16 protein-coding genes are annotated in these 14,824 nt (G+C 71.4%); 6 read left to right on the top strand and 10 right to left on the bottom strand.

The features are described 5' to 3' along the window. Positions 1–44 precede the first annotated feature (44 nt). Positions 45–476, top strand: coding sequence for an NUDIX hydrolase (locus tag ACLWS4_RS27335; RefSeq protein WP_416875488.1), 432 nt, complete (start codon positions 45–47; stop codon positions 474–476). A gap of 231 nt (positions 477–707) precedes the next feature. After that, entirely contained in the window at positions 708–1,676 is a 969-nt protein-coding gene (locus tag ACLWS4_RS27330; RefSeq protein ID WP_416875487.1) for a hypothetical protein, read from the top strand. A 16-nt stretch (positions 1,677–1,692) separates the two neighbouring features. On the opposite strand, the gene ACLWS4_RS27325 is transcribed toward ACLWS4_RS27330, so the two are convergent. The 9 genes from ACLWS4_RS27325 to ACLWS4_RS27285 form a co-directional block, all read right to left on the bottom strand. Further along, entirely contained in the window at positions 1,693–2,253 is a 561-nt protein-coding gene (locus ACLWS4_RS27325; protein ID WP_416875486.1) for a hypothetical protein, read from the bottom strand. A gap of 73 nt (positions 2,254–2,326) precedes the next feature. Beyond that, positions 2,327–4,180 (bottom strand): DEAD/DEAH box helicase family protein, encoded by a 1,854-nt coding sequence (locus tag ACLWS4_RS27320; protein ID WP_416875485.1) that lies wholly within the window; start codon positions 4,178–4,180, stop codon positions 2,327–2,329. 630 nt (positions 4,181–4,810) lie between these two features. Then, positions 4,811–6,070, bottom strand: a complete 1,260-nt coding sequence (locus ACLWS4_RS27315) for an ABC transporter permease (protein WP_416875484.1) — start codon at positions 6,068–6,070, stop codon at positions 4,811–4,813. Beyond that, a complete protein-coding gene (locus tag ACLWS4_RS27310) occupies positions 6,067–6,795 on the bottom strand; it encodes an ABC transporter ATP-binding protein (RefSeq protein ID WP_049657146.1) in 729 nt (242 codons plus the stop codon). The genes ACLWS4_RS27315 and ACLWS4_RS27310 overlap by 4 nt, the downstream gene beginning before the upstream one ends. Beyond that, positions 6,792–8,366 carry a peptidoglycan-binding protein gene (locus tag ACLWS4_RS27305; protein ID WP_416875483.1) on the bottom strand — a complete coding sequence of 525 codons (1,575 nt, stop codon included), beginning with the start codon at positions 8,364–8,366 and terminating at the stop codon, positions 6,792–6,794. The genes ACLWS4_RS27310 and ACLWS4_RS27305 overlap by 4 nt, the downstream gene beginning before the upstream one ends. 39 nt (positions 8,367–8,405) lie before the next feature. Continuing rightward, entirely contained in the window at positions 8,406–8,981 is a 576-nt protein-coding gene (locus ACLWS4_RS27300) for a hypothetical protein (RefSeq protein ID WP_416875482.1), read from the bottom strand. Continuing rightward, on the bottom strand, positions 8,978–9,901 hold the full coding sequence (locus ACLWS4_RS27295; protein WP_416875481.1) for a hypothetical protein: 924 nt from the start codon (positions 9,899–9,901) through the stop codon (positions 8,978–8,980). The genes ACLWS4_RS27300 and ACLWS4_RS27295 overlap by 4 nt, the downstream gene beginning before the upstream one ends. 99 nt (positions 9,902–10,000) lie before the next feature. Beyond that, the gene (locus tag ACLWS4_RS27290) at positions 10,001–10,339 is read right to left on the bottom strand and encodes a hypothetical protein (RefSeq protein ID WP_416875480.1); all 339 of its coding nucleotides are present in this window, start codon (positions 10,337–10,339) and stop codon (positions 10,001–10,003) included. An 84-nt stretch (positions 10,340–10,423) separates the two neighbouring features. After that, positions 10,424–10,648, bottom strand: coding sequence for a response regulator transcription factor (locus ACLWS4_RS27285; RefSeq protein WP_049657156.1), 225 nt, complete (start codon positions 10,646–10,648; stop codon positions 10,424–10,426). Positions 10,649–10,887: 239 nt separating this feature from the next. Between ACLWS4_RS27285 and ACLWS4_RS27280 the strand changes: the two genes are divergently transcribed. Then, entirely contained in the window at positions 10,888–11,118 is a 231-nt protein-coding gene (locus ACLWS4_RS27280) for a hypothetical protein (protein ID WP_049657159.1), read from the top strand. A 20-nt stretch (positions 11,119–11,138) separates the two neighbouring features. After that, positions 11,139–12,479 (top strand): amidase, encoded by a 1,341-nt coding sequence (locus ACLWS4_RS27275; RefSeq protein WP_416875479.1) that lies wholly within the window; start codon positions 11,139–11,141, stop codon positions 12,477–12,479. On the opposite strand, the gene ACLWS4_RS27270 is transcribed toward ACLWS4_RS27275, so the two are convergent. Beyond that, on the bottom strand, positions 12,476–13,117 hold the full coding sequence (locus ACLWS4_RS27270) for a TetR/AcrR family transcriptional regulator (protein ID WP_416875478.1): 642 nt from the start codon (positions 13,115–13,117) through the stop codon (positions 12,476–12,478). The genes ACLWS4_RS27275 and ACLWS4_RS27270 overlap by 4 nt on opposite strands. Before the next feature lie 165 nt (positions 13,118–13,282). Here ACLWS4_RS27270 and ACLWS4_RS27265 point away from each other — a divergent pair, with 165 nt between their 5' ends. Beyond that, positions 13,283–14,149: an alpha/beta hydrolase gene (locus tag ACLWS4_RS27265; RefSeq protein WP_117488906.1), complete on the top strand. Its 867-nt coding sequence runs from the start codon at positions 13,283–13,285 to the stop codon at positions 14,147–14,149. Next, the gene (locus tag ACLWS4_RS27260; RefSeq protein WP_074002032.1) at positions 14,146–14,754 is read left to right on the top strand and encodes a TIGR03086 family metal-binding protein; all 609 of its coding nucleotides are present in this window, start codon (positions 14,146–14,148) and stop codon (positions 14,752–14,754) included. Before ACLWS4_RS27265 ends, ACLWS4_RS27260 begins: the two co-directional genes overlap by 4 nt. The last annotated feature ends 70 nt before the right edge of the window (positions 14,755–14,824 follow it).

Here is a 14,824-nt window from a genome sequence, read left to right as displayed (position 1 = left end):
CCCGCCCCACACCACCGAGACCACCGAGACAGGAAGAGACCACCATGCAGCACCGCGTCCGCGCCGTCCTCCTCACCCCGAACGACACCATGCTGCTGATCAAGCGCATCCGCCCTGGCATCAACCCGTACTGGGTGATCGTCGGCGGCAAGATCGAACCGACCGACACCAGCCCCGAAGAGGCCCTTCTGCGCGAGGTCCGCGAGGAGATCGCAGGCGAGGCCCAGGTCATCAGCCTCCTCCACACCATCGAGACCGACGACGAGCGTCAGGACTTCTACCTCGCCACCGTCGAGAAGTGGAGCTTCGAAGAGCGCACCGGGCCGGAGTTCAGCCAGGAGGGCCGAGGCGAGTACCTCCTGGAGGAGATCCCCCTGACCGCCGAGGCCCTCGACGCGGTCAACCTCCTGCCCCAGGACTTCACCGCCGTCCTGCGCGACGCCGTCGAACGCGGAGAACTCCTCACAGCTCGCTGATCGCAAAGGCGGATGGGGCGGCTCAGCCACCCGACATTCGCGCGCAACCCGCGACGGCGACCGCACACAGCTCCGCCAAGAAACGACAGCCCTTGATGTGATCAAGACCGCTGCGGCAAAAGGACCTTGGCGTGGCGGGTGACGTGGTACGTTCCGTGATCCAACTAAAAATAGGTGACCCCGGCAGCGCGCCAACGCTCCGGGGTCCGGCAACAGGAGTACGACCTCCCGATGCGCGTCCATCGTACCGAACACGTACGTAGCTTCACCGTGCTACCCAACGGCCTGCTGCAGGATCGGCGGCTGTCCTACACGGCCCGCGGCCTGCTCGCGGACCTCCTCTCCCGCTCGGACGGCTGGCGGGAGGACGGCCGGCACATGGCCGACACCAGCCCGCAGGGGCGTGGCGCGATCCGCAAGGCCCTGAAGGAACTGACCGAGGCCGGGTACTACCGGGTCGAGAAGATCCGTATGTCGGACGGCACGATCCGCACCGAGACCCACGTCTACGACACCCCGCAGCTCACGGTGCTGCCGGGTGTCACCCGTCCGGTCTCCGGTGAGGCGAGCACCGGCCGTACTGGCGTCCCTCTTGTAAAGAACCAGTACCAAGAACCCTCCCACCCCGCCGAGCAGGCCGACCAGCAGTCGGCCACCAGCGGGGAGGCCGCCGACCGGCCCGAAGGGCGGGAGGAGGGCCACACCATCGACAAGGAGACTCCGGTCGTACCGGACGAGCAGGTCTGCGAGGCGGTGGCGACGCTGTTCCGGGTCCTCCGTACTGAGCCGCGCCTACGGCTGGGCGAGGCCGAGGCCACCGAACTGGCGCCGCTCGTCGCCCAGTGGCTGGAGCGCGGCAGCACGGTCCAGGAACTGGCCCAGGCCCTGCTGCCTGGCCTGCCCGTGCCCCTGCACTCCCCGGTCGGCGTGCTCCGCAGCCGCCTGCAGCGCAAGCTGCCACCCGTCCAGGCCCCACAGCAGCCCTCCACGCCCCGGTATGCCGAGTGCGCCAAGTGCCACGACCCCGTGCCGCAGCCGGGCATCTGTCGCTCCTGCGCTGGCCTTGTCGCTCGAAAGGCCGGGACTGGCGATGGCGTCGCTGTGGCCGCTGCCGGTGCCGCCCGTGTCCGTGCTGCGATGTACTCCGCCCGTACGAGAGTGGTCGTTGCCGGCAGTGCCACTGCCTTGATCGCTAAGTGATTAGTAGGTGCCAAGTTCAGTCTTCGTCTACGTGTTGCGGCGACGAAACGCGCAGGAGAATGCCTAACGCGTGTTCGACCTCAGCTGCCTGCTCGGGGCCCAGTTTCTCCAGTAGCTTGCGGGCGATGCCTTGAGGGTCTTGTAGGGGGATCGTCGTTTGTGCCTTCCTCCATCCGGCCTGTACGGCTGCGGAATGTGGCCGGATCTCTCCGGCGCTCACCAAGGCATGGAGGTCGGGCCGTTCACGTTCCAACCTTCTCACGAGGGCCTCGACGTTGTTTGCCGTTTTCTTCTTCCCCGCTGGCGGGCAGTCGCCCTCGCCGTTGTCGCGTGTGACAGTGGCGAGGGCGGGCTCACCGCATTTATTCGACATTAGCTCGTAGAAGCGTGAGAGAAGGTCGATCCTTCCGTTGATCAATCGCTCGATAAGGTTAAGGTCAGCTCCTAGCCCTTTGAGTGGAAGTGTGTGAACAAAGTCTTCGAACTGGTCCTCGGTATAGGTGACATGGTCGCCGAGTTGCGTGGTGAAGTCTCGCCAACCTCCGCTGACCAAGAGCTCCTCCAGGAGTTTGGGCACGGTACCGAGCGAGACGGCTCCCGATCGGAGGGACGACCCGAGCGAGGCGACAAGTTGGCCGTTCTCCCGCCGGTCATTTGACACAGACGGTCCTCCTGCGGTCGGCTGCGGCTTCCTGCTCGATGGACGAGGTGAGGAAGGCGATGATCGTCTTCAGAGTGGAGCTGGAGCACTGTGCGCGGTACTCGAAGCGCTTAGCAAGTTCGGCGTTGATAACCCTTTGGCGCTTCCCGCGATACTCTTTGGTGTCCATACCGGTAGCGCGTGCCTGCATCCGCGCAAGCCTATAGACGAGCCTCTTCACCTCATCGCGGAGCATCTGCTTCATCCGGTACTTCGGCGGTTCCGGTGGTGCGGCTGGGACCGCCACACCCAACACTTGGGCGAGGACACCCTTGGACTCCAGGACCGACAGCAGGTGCCTTGTCCAGGTCGTGGGCATCCCACTGTCGCGGCACAATTGCTCACCCGGAAGGTAGACCGCTGACGACACGCCGACCCCTCGCCGATCGGACTGATAGAACTCGGCGGAGCCCACCTCGACGGTCTGTTCGAATGGCAGGGTCGCCTGGCCGCTGCCGGCATCCCCGTGCTCGCACAGGGCATCGCGGGCTTCGGGATCAGCATGCGGATCAGCGGCACCCGCCTGTGCGGGCACCGTCGCCTCTTGGTCCTTCATGGCTTCATTAGCTGGACAGCTTTCGTGCTTCCACTCGTCGCTGTCATCATCATTTCCGTCGAGCGCCATGGAGAAGTCTCGAAGCTGTTGCTCGATGTCAGCGGCGTGTTCCATGAGAACCGAAACCGCCGGGATGATCACGTGTGCGTCGAACCCCGGACCGCACTCTGGTCGGACCCTCACGAATCGTCCGACGAACTGGCGGAAGTACAGCGGTGTTTTCCAGCGGCTCAGGTAGCAGCCAACCATCAGGCGCGGGACGTCGACGCCTTCGGATACCATTCGGATTGCCACAAGCCACATCCGTGATCCGTCCTTGCGAAACGCGTCGAGCTGGTCGACAGCGTCATCCTTCTCGCTGGTCACTATCGTCGGCGGCTGACCACTGATGCGCTCTAGGATTTTACCGATGGCCTCAGCCGTCTCAAGCGAGTCGGTAACAACCAGACCCCCGGCGTCGTGTACGTCGCGCCGCCGTTCCATCAGCAGTTCGTGGGCGCGGGCGAGTAGCCCAGGTGTCCAAGGCTGATTTGGATCGAAGACGGCGTCGAACATTTTACCCAGTTCTCTTCCTTTTCCGCTGTCCTTGAGGCTGACCGTGACTTCCGTCATGACGTCACGGTAGCGTAGCTCGGCGTCGTAGGAATGGAATTCGACTGCGCGGCAAATCCCATCGGCGACCGCATAGCCGTACTCGTAGGCAAAGTCGACGTCGACCTCGCCGGTATCTGAGTCATAGGTGCACCAGGGGATGCGGGCGTCGTCCGAGCGCCATGGTGTGCCAGTTAGCATCAAGATGCGTTCGGCCCCCTCCGATGCTCGGATCGTGCCTACGCCCCACGCGCGCTTTTCCCCCAGGTGGTGCACCTCGTCGTGGATGACGATGGTTCGGTTCGTGCTGATGGCCTTGTGCGCGCGCTCTGCTCCCTCTCCTGCGGCCATCTGCGAGTACGTGGCGACGAATCCATCGAATTCCCAATCCTCGTAGTCGGCGGATTCTCTTACCGGAATCAGGTCGAGGCCGAAGCCGGCTGCGACTGCAGCCCACTGCTGTCGCAGGTTATCGCTCGGCACGAAAACTGCGACTTTATTGGTGACGCCCATCTCTTTCAGCTTAGCTGCCACGGCCAAGGCGAACATTGTTTTTCCAGCGCCAGGGGTGAGCATGGCTAGCCATGTCTTTTTGCGGTCAGCCATATACTGGTCGAACGCTTCGCGCTGGCAATTCCTCAGCTCTGGAAGTGGCAAAGTACCGCGTTCCCTTCAGCGGATCGCAACAAAGGTGCTTCAGCTGCTCGTTGAAAAGAGTCGATCATCCGTCCGGCTGGATATGGCCATGTGATCCGTTCGCGGCCTGTGGTCATGCCGTGCTATGCGTCCAGCGCACGACGCTCAACGTGAACTGAGTCAAGGGGCGACCTGACGTTTTCCCGCGTTCGCGTCTCAGTGCCGATCTGCAGCCATCAGCCGTACCGCCCAATCGTCGTCGAGAATGGCCTTGTGCTTCCACGCCGCGCCGACGAATCCACACTTTTGAGCGAGTGGGATGTCAACAAGTTCACGTCCGTTCCTGAGGGCGAACCGACGCAGTAGGCGTATGGGCGATACGGCTGTGTCCTGGCTACGGGATAGGTCTGGCGGCAGCCCGTCAGACAGCCGTCGAGGGGCACATGTGGGGCACATGAGGGCCCAAAGTGCCGCTGACCAGTGCGAACTACTGAAGGCAGTTTCGCCTGGTCAGCGGCACTTGTATGGTCGAATCCGCAGGTCAGGGGCTTGCGTGGGTCAATAGGTCCTCAAATGGCAGGACGATGCGCTGCTGCGGGCGGCTTCGTAGGGCGGGGGCGTTGTAGGGGATGGCGGGGGAGCCGGGGTCGGTCAGTGGCGCAGGGCTTCGGCCGGTTCGACGGCGGCGGCCCGGAGGGCCGGGTAGAGGCCGGCCAGCAGGCCCACCAGGCTGCCGGCCAGGGGTGCGGGCAGGACCGTCCAGGGCTGGAGCAGGGCGGTCCAGTCGCGGGCCAGCGCGACCAGCACCACGACGGCCACGCCGATCGCGGTGCCGATCAGCCCGCCGAGGGTGCCGAGCACGGTGGACTCGGTGAGGAACTGGGCCGCGATGTGCCGGGGCCGGGCGCCGAGGGCGCGTCGCAGGCCGATCTCGCCGGTGCGCTCCAGGACGGCGACCAGCGTGGTGTTGGCGATGCCGACCGCGCCGATCACCAGGCAGATGGCGGCCAGCAGCAGGAACAGCCCGGTGAGGTCGGTGGAGACGGAGTCCCGCAGGGTGTGCGGGTCGGGCGGGGCGAGGGCCTCGAAGTCCTTGGGGGCTTCCGGGCGCAGGGCGGTCGGGGCCTGGGAGGCGACCAGGGCGGCCGCGCCGGTCCGGGTGCGGACCACCATCCGGGCCCGGCCGTTCTCCCCGGGCGGCGGGTTGCCCCAGAGCGTCCGCGCGGTGGTGCTGGGCACCATGACGTCGAGCGCGGTCTCGGGCAGCCGGGCGCTGCCGTCGATGATGCCGATGACGGTGAAGCCGACGCCGTTGACGAACACCGCGGGGTGGGCGTCGAGGCGGCTGATGCCGAGCCGTCCGGCGGCGGCCGAGCCCAGGACCGCGACGCGCAGGCCGCGTTCGCTGTGGAAGGCGTTGTAGACGGTGCCGGCGGAGACCCGGGCCTCGATCGCGTCGAAGCCGCCGGGGGAGAGCGCCAGGACGTTGAGCCCGGCGCCGGAGCCGGTGCCGGGCACCGGGGAGGTGGAGATCTTCGGCTCGGTCAGCGGCGCGCTCCAGTAGACCCCGGCCGCGACCGCGCCGTTGAGCCGGCCCACCCGGCGGTCGGCGTCCTCGGGGAAGTCCATGGCGGCCCGGTGCTGGCCGTTGCCGAGGACCACCTCCGCTCCGCTGCCGACCAGGGTGACCGTGGTGTTCTGCAGGGCCGAGAAGCGCTTGCCGATCTGGCCGGTGGCGCTGGAGGTGAGCCCGAGGACGGCGACGAAGGCGCCGACGCCGAGGACGGTGCCCAGCAGGGTGAGCACCGACCGGCCGGGCCGCTGCACCATGCCGGCCAGCGCCTCGCTCAGCAGGTCGGTCAACCCGAGCCGGGAGAGCGGGACTTCGGTGGACGTGGCGCGCCTCCTCACCGTTCGACCGCCGCCCCGGTCGCGCTCAGCCGGCCGTCCCGGATGGTGATGGTCCGCCGGGCCCGTTCGGCGACCTCGCGGTCATGGGTGATGACCAGCAGGGTCAGGCCGCTCCCGTGCAGTTCCTCGAACAGCTCCATGACCCGCAGGGCCGTCGCCGAGTCGAGGTTCCCGGTCGGTTCGTCGCACAGCAGGAGCGACGGTCGGTTCACCAACGCCCGTGCCACTGCGACGCGTTGGCGTTCACCGCCGGACATCCTGGAGGGCAGGGCCTCGGCCCGGTGGCCGAGGCCGACCTGGTCCAGGACCCGTCGGGCGGCGTCGGCCCGGCCCGCCCTGGCCGATCCGTTGTAGACCTGGGCGAGCATCACGTTCTCCAGTGCGGTCCGGTACGGCAGCAGGTGGAAGGACTGGAAGACGAAGCCGATCCGGCGGCCGCGGAGCGCGGTGCGGCGGGCCTCGGAGAGCGCGCCGGTGTCGATGCCGTCGAGTTCGTACGTGCCGCCGCTGGGCCGGTCGAGCAGGCCGAGCAGGTTGAGGAAGGTCGACTTGCCGGAGCCCGAGGGGCCGATCACGGCGGCGTACTCGCCGCGGGCGACCTCCAGGTCGAGGGGGTGCAGGGCGGTGACCGGCGGTGGGCCGGGGAAGGTGCGGAACGCCCCGCGCAGCCGGATCACCGGGGTGTCGCGGTCGGCTCCGGCGCGGTCTGTCCCGGCCCCGCTCACCGGCCGACCACGACCTGCTCGCCGGGCTTGAGCTCGGCTCCGGCGGCGGGCTTGACCTCGACGAAGCCGTCCGCGGCGACGCCCGCCGTCACCTCCACGGTGCGCCGGGTGCCGTCGGTGCCCGCGACGGACACCGAGGTCCGGCCGTCGACGCCCGAGCTGATGGCCGAGGAGGGCACGGCGAGCACCTCGCCCTGGGTGGAGGCGGCGACCACGGTGATCCGGACGTCCTGGCCCTCCAGGGCCGGGTCCCAGGGGGCGTCGGGGGTGACGACGAGCGGGACGTAGGGGTCGGTGCCGGCGCCCGGGGCCGCCGGTGCCGCGCTGGCGGCGCCGCCCCCACCCCCGCCGCCACCGGGGCTTCCCGGGGTGACGAGCGCGCCCACCGAGCCGACCTTGGCGGCGAGTTGGACGCCCGTGGTCTCGGACAGCACGGTGACGTCCATGCCGGGCTTGACCAGCGGGGCGTCGCCGGGGAGCAGGTGGCCGGTCAGGTTGAGGCCGCCGGCGGTGAGGGTGAGGACCGGGGCCGTCACCTTGTCGCCGACCCTGGCGCCGACGGCGCCCACCCGGGCCGGCAGTGCGGGCAGGAAGACCACCTCGGCGGCGGGCAGTTGGGGGCCGTCCTTGGCCTGGGCGCGGGCCAGGTCCTGCTGCTTGGCGGTGAGATCGGCGCGGGCCCGGGCGAGCGCGGCGGCACCTCCGGAACCGGCGCCACCGGAACCGGCGCCACCGGAACCGGCACCTCCGGCGGGTGCGCCGGTCCCGGTGGTTCCCGGGGCCGGTGCGCCGTTCTTGCCGGCCGCCGGGGCCGTGGTGGCCGCTGTGGCCGCCGCGTTCGGCTCGCCGCCGCCGTCGCGGGCGGGCTGGCTCTCCAGGTCCCGGACGGCCTGTTTGGCCTGGTCCACGGCCTGCTGGGCGGTCCGGACGGCGGTGGCGGTCTGGTCGCCGGTGGTGGCCGCCGGGTAGCCGAGCTTCTGGTAGAGCCTGGCCACGGCGGCCTTGGTGGCGGCCCCGAAGTACCCCTTGTCGTCGCCGCCCGGGTAGTACCCCATGTCCCGGAGCACGTCCTGCAGTTGGCCGATGTCGCCGCCGGACTCGCCCGGTGCCATGTCGCGGTAGGCGGGTGTCGAGCCGGGCAGGGCGATCACCGGCCGTCCGGACACCTCGGCCAGCACCTGTCCGGAGTCCACCGCGTCCCCGCTGTTGACCTTCAGCGCCGTCACGATCGGGGTGCCGCCGCCCGGGCCGCCGGCGCTGGCCGAGACCGCGCCCGGCTGCACCGGGAAGGACTGGCCGGCCGTGAACACCCCGCGCAGGACGGTGGTGTTGGACAGCACCCGCTGCACCACCGGTGCCGTGAGCACCGAGGCGGGCGGCGCCTTGGCGTCGGCGGCGGCCTGCTCCGGCGAGCGGATCAGGGTGGTGGCCCACATCCCGCCCCCGGCGGTGACCGCCGCGACCAGGGCGATCACGACGATCAGCCGCCGCCGTCGACGCGGGGTGGACCCGGCCGGGGTGGCGGGTTCCGCTGCGGTGGCCTCGGGCTCGGGTGTTTCCACGGCTTCCATTTCCGGTACGTCTTCCGGTGCTTCGCGCTCGGACGGGGGTCAGCTGCTGCGGGACGGGGCGGCGGTGCCCCCGGGGCACGGCAGCGGGTTCTGAATGTCGGTGACCTTCCACACCCCGTCGATCCGACGCATCGTCATGATGCTGAGCTGCTCGGGTCTTTGGCCGACCTGGCTGATCTCGTGGCCGGTGCCCGCGTCCACGATCCGCCAGGCGTTCAGGTCGACGCAGTCGTACAGCCGGCGGGCCTCCCCGTCGGTCCGCACGCCGAGCAGCCGGTGCTTCACCTCGCCGCTCATGTGCTGCCCCTCCTGGCGCAGTTGGTCCACCGAGGCGCGCAGGATGGAGAGGTTGGGCTCGTCGGCGTGGGCGTCCAGCGGCGCGGCGGCGACGTCGCCGGCCCGGGCGACCTTCGTCCACTCGTCCCAGTAGGCGAGGTACGGCTGCCGCAGGTCGTCCCCGACCGCGGTCAGCCGCTCGCCGTTCGGGCCGGTGGCGGTGGTGCGGTCCGGGGCGGCCGAGGAGGTGCCGGAGCAGCCCGCGGCGGCCAGGACGGCGGCGCAGGCCAGGGCGGCGGCGGCCGTCCGCGCCGGGCGGCCGGGCCGGGCGCGGCTCACTGGCCGTGCTCCCGCAGCACCGTCGCCGCCTGGTCGAGCTGGGACTGGATGGCGGCGCGGTAGGCCTTCAGCTCGTTGTCGTGCTGCTCGATCAGCTGCTTCTGGATGGCGCTCTGGACGCCGAAGGCGATGCCGGAGAGGTTGGTCTGCCGGGTGCAGGCGACGTCGGCCTTGGCGGTGTCGATCTCCCGCTGGGTCACCGTGGGGCCCCAGGACTCGGTGCTGAGGCTCTCGGGGTTGCCGTAGGCGTAGCCCCGCTGCTTCATGCAGGACGCCCACTCGGTGGTGGCGGCGACCACCCGGGCGTCCGCCTTGGTGCGGTTCATCGACTGGCCGGTGAGGTCCCCGTAGACGTCGGCGGCGGGCGGCTTGTCGCCCTTGAGCTTGCGGTCGGCCTCGCCGGTGCAGCCGCCGGGCGGGGTGCCGCCGCCGGCCGGTTCGCCGCCGGTGGGGGACTTCAGCCCGGACAGCGCGGTGAACTCGGCGGGGTTCATCGGACTGCCGCTGCCGACCTTGGCTCCTCCGGCGGTGCCGGGCTGGTGGAACCCGTACTGGGCGGCCTGCGCCTCGTTGAGGAACCCGTACGGCGTGGGCATGTCGTCCTTGCCGGCCTTGGTGAGGTCGGCGTTGTTCGGCTGCCAGGAGGCGAAGCCGAGCCGCTTCATGCAGTCCTGGGTGAGCAGGCCCTGCGCCTTCGCGATGCCGGTCAGCTCCTGGGGGCTCGCCGCGAAGGCCCGTAGCGGGAGCTGCTGGGTGTCGGCCACGGTCGTCGGGGTGGGCGTCGCGGTCAGGGCGGGCGCGGCGGCCTGGCCGCCGGTTCCGCCGGTGGTCGGGGCGGCGCTCCCGCCGGAGGAGCAGCCGGTGAGCAGGGCGAGCCCGGTGGCGGCGACGACCAGGGCGGTGCGGCGGTGGGACCTCACGAGTGGACCTCATCGGGTGGGCGGGCCGGTAGTCTCGGGCGGAGCCCTCTTCGCCCCATTAGCGGTGGGGCGAAGAGGGCCGTGGTGCGGTGGGGCGGATCAGCAGCGAGTCGTCTGGCCCGTGCGGGCTCCGGAGATGTAGTCCTCGTGGGTGTAGCCCCAGACGCCGGTGTTCCGGTCGGTGTTGCTGTCCCAGTAGGACCAGCCGTTGACGGTCGAGCCGTTGGTGTAGCACCAGTCGTTGGTGCCGTGGCCCGGGTAGCCGATGCCGTTGATGGAGGAGTTGGTGTACGGGCCGCTGCGGATGTTGGCGGCGGTGGTGTAGTCGCTGACGTAGAGGGCGTTGGCGGCCCCGGTGCCGAGGGTCAGCGCGGCGACGGCGGCGGCCGCCACGGTGGCCACGCGGCCCATGCGGTTCTTGAGCATGGTGAGTCCCATCTCTCTTGGTGCGGAGGGTAGTTGCCGATGCCCCGAGTGGGGCCAGGACATCTCAGCACCGGGCCGGACGGTCCACCAGTGTCCTCAGGTACAGTCCTCCAGCCGGAACAGCAGGGCCGCCTGGGCCAGTTGGATGCGCGAGCACACGCCGAGCTGCTCGAACAGGGCGGCGGTGTGCGCCTTGACGGTCCGCTCCTCGATCCGCAGTTCGGCGGCGATCTCCTGGTTGGACAGGTCGGTTCCGATGAGTTCGAGGACTTGGGCGCGGCGCTGGGAGAGCCCCCTGACCCGGTCGGCCGCCGCGCGCATTCTCGAAAGATGATCGATCGTCAAAAGCTGTGCATCGCCCATCGGTTCCCCCCGTAGCCGAGTGTGGAGCGTACGCACGACAAGTCTCGGCCGGGCGGTAGGCCCAGTCAACGTGGATGTTACGGAGAGAGACGCTCCGGATGTCCGCGGTGATCCGGCCGGGGGTGGGCCGTACGGGCCGCCGACCGGCGGTTCCGCTCCGGTTGCCGGGTGCGCGCGGCGGTCGGACGATGGGGGGCATGATGCACCAGATGCGGGCCGAGTACGGCGCCGGCGGCGAGGCCGGCGGGGTGCGGCTGTGGCACATGGTCCGGGGCGAGGAGAGTGTGGCGATGTGCGGCCGCGAGCTCGACCCGGCCGCGCGGGTGCGGGAGGCGGTGGACTGGGGGAAGACCCCGGAGCTGTGCTGCCACACCTGCGGGGCGTACTTCCTGCGCGAGGCGCCGTACCTGGCGGCCGAGCACCCGTAAACGGCGCTACCGTGCTCGGCATGGAGGAATCCCTCGTCCGGCCGTCGCCGTTGACCGATGAGGCCGCCGGGCTGCGTGCCGGTGTGCCGGAACTTCCCGAGTACGTGGACCGGTTGTGCGCGCTGGTCGAGCGGGTGGACCCGCTGATCCACGCGTTCGTGCCGGAGCCCGGGCGGTACGACCGGCTGCGGTCGCGGGCGCGCGAGCTGGCCGTGCGGTACCCGGAGCCCGACCGGCGGCCGCCGCTGTACGGGGTGGCGGTGGGCGTCAAGGACATCGTGCACGTGGACGGGCTGCCCACGCACGGCGGTTCGGCGCTGCCGCCCGGGGTGCTGGCCGGGCCGCAGGCCGTGGTGGTGGACCGGCTGCTGGCGGCGGGGGCGATGGTCGCGGGCAAGACGGTGACCGCCGAGTTCGCCGCGAGCGCCCCCGGTCCGACCCGCAATCCGCACCGTCCGGGGCACACCCCGGGCGGCTCCAGCAGCGGTTCGGCGGCGGCGGTCGCGGCCGGGCTGGTGCCGCTGGCGATCGGCACCCAGACGGTCGGCTCGGTGATCCGCCCGGCCGCGTACTGCGGGGTGGTGGGCTTCCGGCCGACGTACGGGCGGATCCCGATCGCGGGGGTGATCCCGAACGCGCCGAGCCTCGACACCCTGGGGACCTTCACCGCCGACCTGGCGGGCGCGGCCCTGGCGGCCCCGCTGCTCTGCGACGACTGGCGGGGCGACGGCCGGCTTCCCTCCCCGGACCGGATCGGCGCCGGGGAGGTCCGGCCGCCCGTGCTCGGGGTGCCGGACGGGACGTACCTGGAGTGCGCCGAGCCGGCCGCGCTGCGCGCCTTCGAGGAGCAGCTGGCCCGGCTGGCGCGGGCCGGGCTCAGGGTGCGCCGGGTCGAGCTGTTCCCGGACTTCGCCGAGGTCGTCCGGCAGCTGCAGATGGTCAACCGCTTCGAGCTGGCCCGTAGCCACGCCGACTGGTTCGCCCGCTTCGGCGGGCTCTACCGGCCGGAGACGGCGGCGGGCATCCGGGTCGGCCGGGGCGTCGCGGCCGAGGACCGGGAGGCCGCCCTGCGGTTCCGGGAGCGGCTGCGCGAGCGGGTGGCCGCGGCGGGCGCGGCGGCCGGGGTGGACCTGTGGCTGGCGCCCTCGGCGACCGGCGGGGCGCCGGAGGGCCTGCACAGCACGGGGGACGCGGTGATGTCGCTGCCGTGGAGCTTCCTCGGGCGCCCGGCGCTGAGCCTGCCGGCCGGGCGGACCGGGGACGGGCTGCCGCTGGGCCTTCAGGTGGTCGGCGCGCCCGGCGGGGACGAGCTTCTGCTGGCCCAAGCGGCGTTCGTTGAAAGGGTTCTGACGGAGCGTTAGGCGAGCGCCGGGTCGGCCGGGTCGGTCGCCTCGGCGCGCAGCAGGCGCAGCAGCAGGCGGCCGGCCCGCTCGTACGGGGTGTCCTCGTCGTGCAGCACGGCCTGGGAGTTGGCCGTCTCCAGGACGGCGATCAGGGCGAAGGCGAGGTCCCCGAGGTCGGTGTCGGGGCGCAGGGCGCCGGCCGCCCGGGCGGCGGCGAGGGTCTCGACGACGGTGTCGGACCACTCCCGGGCGCAGCCGGCCAGGGCGTCCCGGACGGCGCCGGGGCGGGCGTCGAACTCGGCGGTGACCTCGTAGAAGAAGCAGCCGCCGGGGAACACCCGGGCGCGGGAGTAGGCCAGCCAGCTCTCGCAGAGGGCACGGGCCCTGGCGAGGCCGGGCGGGGTGTCGGCGACCGGGGCGACGACGGCGTCGGCGAAGATCCGGCGGGCGGCGCGGATGGTGGCCAGCTGCAGCTCCTCCTTGGAGCCGAAGCCGGCGAAGACGCCGCTCTTGCTGAGCCCGAGGTCGGTGGCGAGGCGGCCGATGGAGAGCGCGTCCAGGCCCTCGACGGAGGCGATCCCGACGGCGCGGCGCAGCACCGCGCGGCGGGTCTCCTCGCCGCGCAGGACCCGTCCGTCCGTGGTCGTTCCGGCCATCGTCCGCGCCCCTGTTCCGCTCGTCTGTTCCGCTCGCCCTGCGTGCCGCCCAGGGTAGTGGGTGCATCGGGGTGGCCCCGGAGAACCCTAAAACTGCACGAACGGTCGTGCTAATATCTCGCCGCGAACGAGGCAGGACAAGGAGCGCGAGAGCAGGGAGACCCGATGGACCCGACCCGCGGACTGATCCGTACGACCCTCAACCCCACCGCCCGGATCGCCCCCGGCCTGGCCGGGCGGGCCGCCTTCGAGCTGTTCACGCACCCGGTCCGGCGCAGCCGGGTGCGCGCGTCGGAGCGGGAGGTGCACGGACGGGCGGCCACCGAGCGGCTCGCCGTGAACGGCAAGGCGGTGGTCGGCTACCGCTGGGGCAGCGGCGAGCGGCCGGTCCTGCTGCTGCACGGCTGGCGCTCCCGGGCCTCCCGGTTCGCCCCGTATGTGCCCCGGCTGCGGGCGCTCGGGCTGAGCGTCGTCGCCTTCGACGCGCCGGGCCACGGCGACTCCGGCGGCCGGACCACCGGCGTGCCGGAGTACCGCGAGCTCGCGCTGAGCCTCCAGGAGCGGTACGGGCCGTTCGAGGCCGTGCTGGCGCACTCGCTGGGCGTCTGCGCGGCCTTCGGGGCGCTGGCCGACGGCCTGCGGGCGGGCCGGCTGGCGGCCGTCTCCGGGGTGTCCCGGGTGGGCTTCTTCCCGGCCGCGTTCTGCGCCGGGCTCGGGTTGGACGCCGAGGTCGAGCGGGCGCTGCGGGAGCGGATCGAGCGGGAGCTGTTCGGCGGGGACGCCGGGGGCTGGGAGCGCTTCGACGCCGCCCGCCGGGTCGAGGCGGTCGGCGGGCCGGTCCTGGTCGTGCACGACGAGGGCGACACCGTCGTCCCGCCGAGCGAGGCGTACCGGCTGCGCGAGGCGTACGGGGAGCGGCTGGAGCTGACCATCACTCAGGGCCTGGGCCACAGCAGGATTATCGCGGAGCCGACCGTTGTTGATCAGGTGATCGGATTCATCTCTGCCGGCCGGGAGGTCGCTGTCGTATGAGGATCGTCGAACTGCACGCACAGGCCATGGAGTTGGCCGTTCAGGTGGTGGACGGCCTACGGCCGGACCAGCTCGACCTGCCCACCCCCTGCGCGGGGTGGACACTGCGCAAGCTGCTGGAGCACTGCGTCGGCCAGCACCAGGGCTTCGCCGCGGCCGCCCGCGGCGCCGGGCCGGACCTGGCGCTGTTCGCGGACGCCCCGCTCGGCGCCGACCCGGCGGGCGCCTTCCGGCGCACCGGGACCGACCTCACCGAGGCCTTCCGGGAGGCGGCCACCGCGGACCGGCCGATCTGGCTGGCCGAGATCCGCGACGGCGGCCCCTTCCCGCTCACCCAGGCGGTGGGCTTCCACCTGCTGGACACCCTGGTGCACGGCTGGGACGTCGCCGCCGCGCTCGGCACCCAGGACGCGCTGGTCGCGGCGGTGGACGGCGACGACGCGCTGGCCACCGCGCTGCTGACGGTGACCGAGGCCGTCCCGAACACCGAGGAACACCGGGCGCCCGGCCGGGCCTTCGCCCCGGGGCTCGAACCCGGCGGCGGCACCGGCCGGTTCGACCGCGCCCTGGCACTGCTCGGCCGCGACCCGGCCTGGAAGCCGTAACGGCCCTGTCGGCCCCGGGGTTTCCGGAACACAGGGGATTCCGGAAACCCCGGGGCCTGCCTTCGACCCG

The organism is Kitasatospora sp. SC0581, assembly GCF_048159585.1.
GTDB lineage: Bacteria > Actinomycetota > Actinomycetes > Streptomycetales > Streptomycetaceae > Kitasatospora.
The sequence above is the reverse complement of the archived record's forward strand: the minus strand, read 5'-3'. Positions and strand labels throughout refer to the sequence as shown.

Coding starts and splice junctions, on each gene's coding strand:
- ACLWS4_RS27335 (WP_416875488.1), top strand. CDS start 45: ATGCAGCACCGCGTCCGCGCCGTCCTCCTCACCCCGAACGACACCATG.
- ACLWS4_RS27330 (WP_416875487.1), top strand. CDS start 708: ATGCGCGTCCATCGTACCGAACACGTACGTAGCTTCACCGTGCTACCC.
- ACLWS4_RS27305 (WP_416875483.1), bottom strand. CDS start 8,366: ATGGAAGCCGTGGAAACACCCGAGCCCGAGGCCACCGCAGCGGAACCC.
- ACLWS4_RS27290 (WP_416875480.1), bottom strand. CDS start 10,339: ATGGGACTCACCATGCTCAAGAACCGCATGGGCCGCGTGGCCACCGTG.
- ACLWS4_RS27285 (WP_049657156.1), bottom strand. CDS start 10,648: ATGCGCGCGGCGGCCGACCGGGTCAGGGGGCTCTCCCAGCGCCGCGCC.
- ACLWS4_RS27280 (WP_049657159.1), top strand. CDS start 10,888: ATGATGCACCAGATGCGGGCCGAGTACGGCGCCGGCGGCGAGGCCGGC.
- ACLWS4_RS27275 (WP_416875479.1), top strand. CDS start 11,139: ATGGAGGAATCCCTCGTCCGGCCGTCGCCGTTGACCGATGAGGCCGCC.
- ACLWS4_RS27270 (WP_416875478.1), bottom strand. CDS start 13,117: ATGGCCGGAACGACCACGGACGGACGGGTCCTGCGCGGCGAGGAGACC.
- ACLWS4_RS27265 (WP_117488906.1), top strand. CDS start 13,283: ATGGACCCGACCCGCGGACTGATCCGTACGACCCTCAACCCCACCGCC.
- ACLWS4_RS27260 (WP_074002032.1), top strand. CDS start 14,146: ATGAGGATCGTCGAACTGCACGCACAGGCCATGGAGTTGGCCGTTCAG.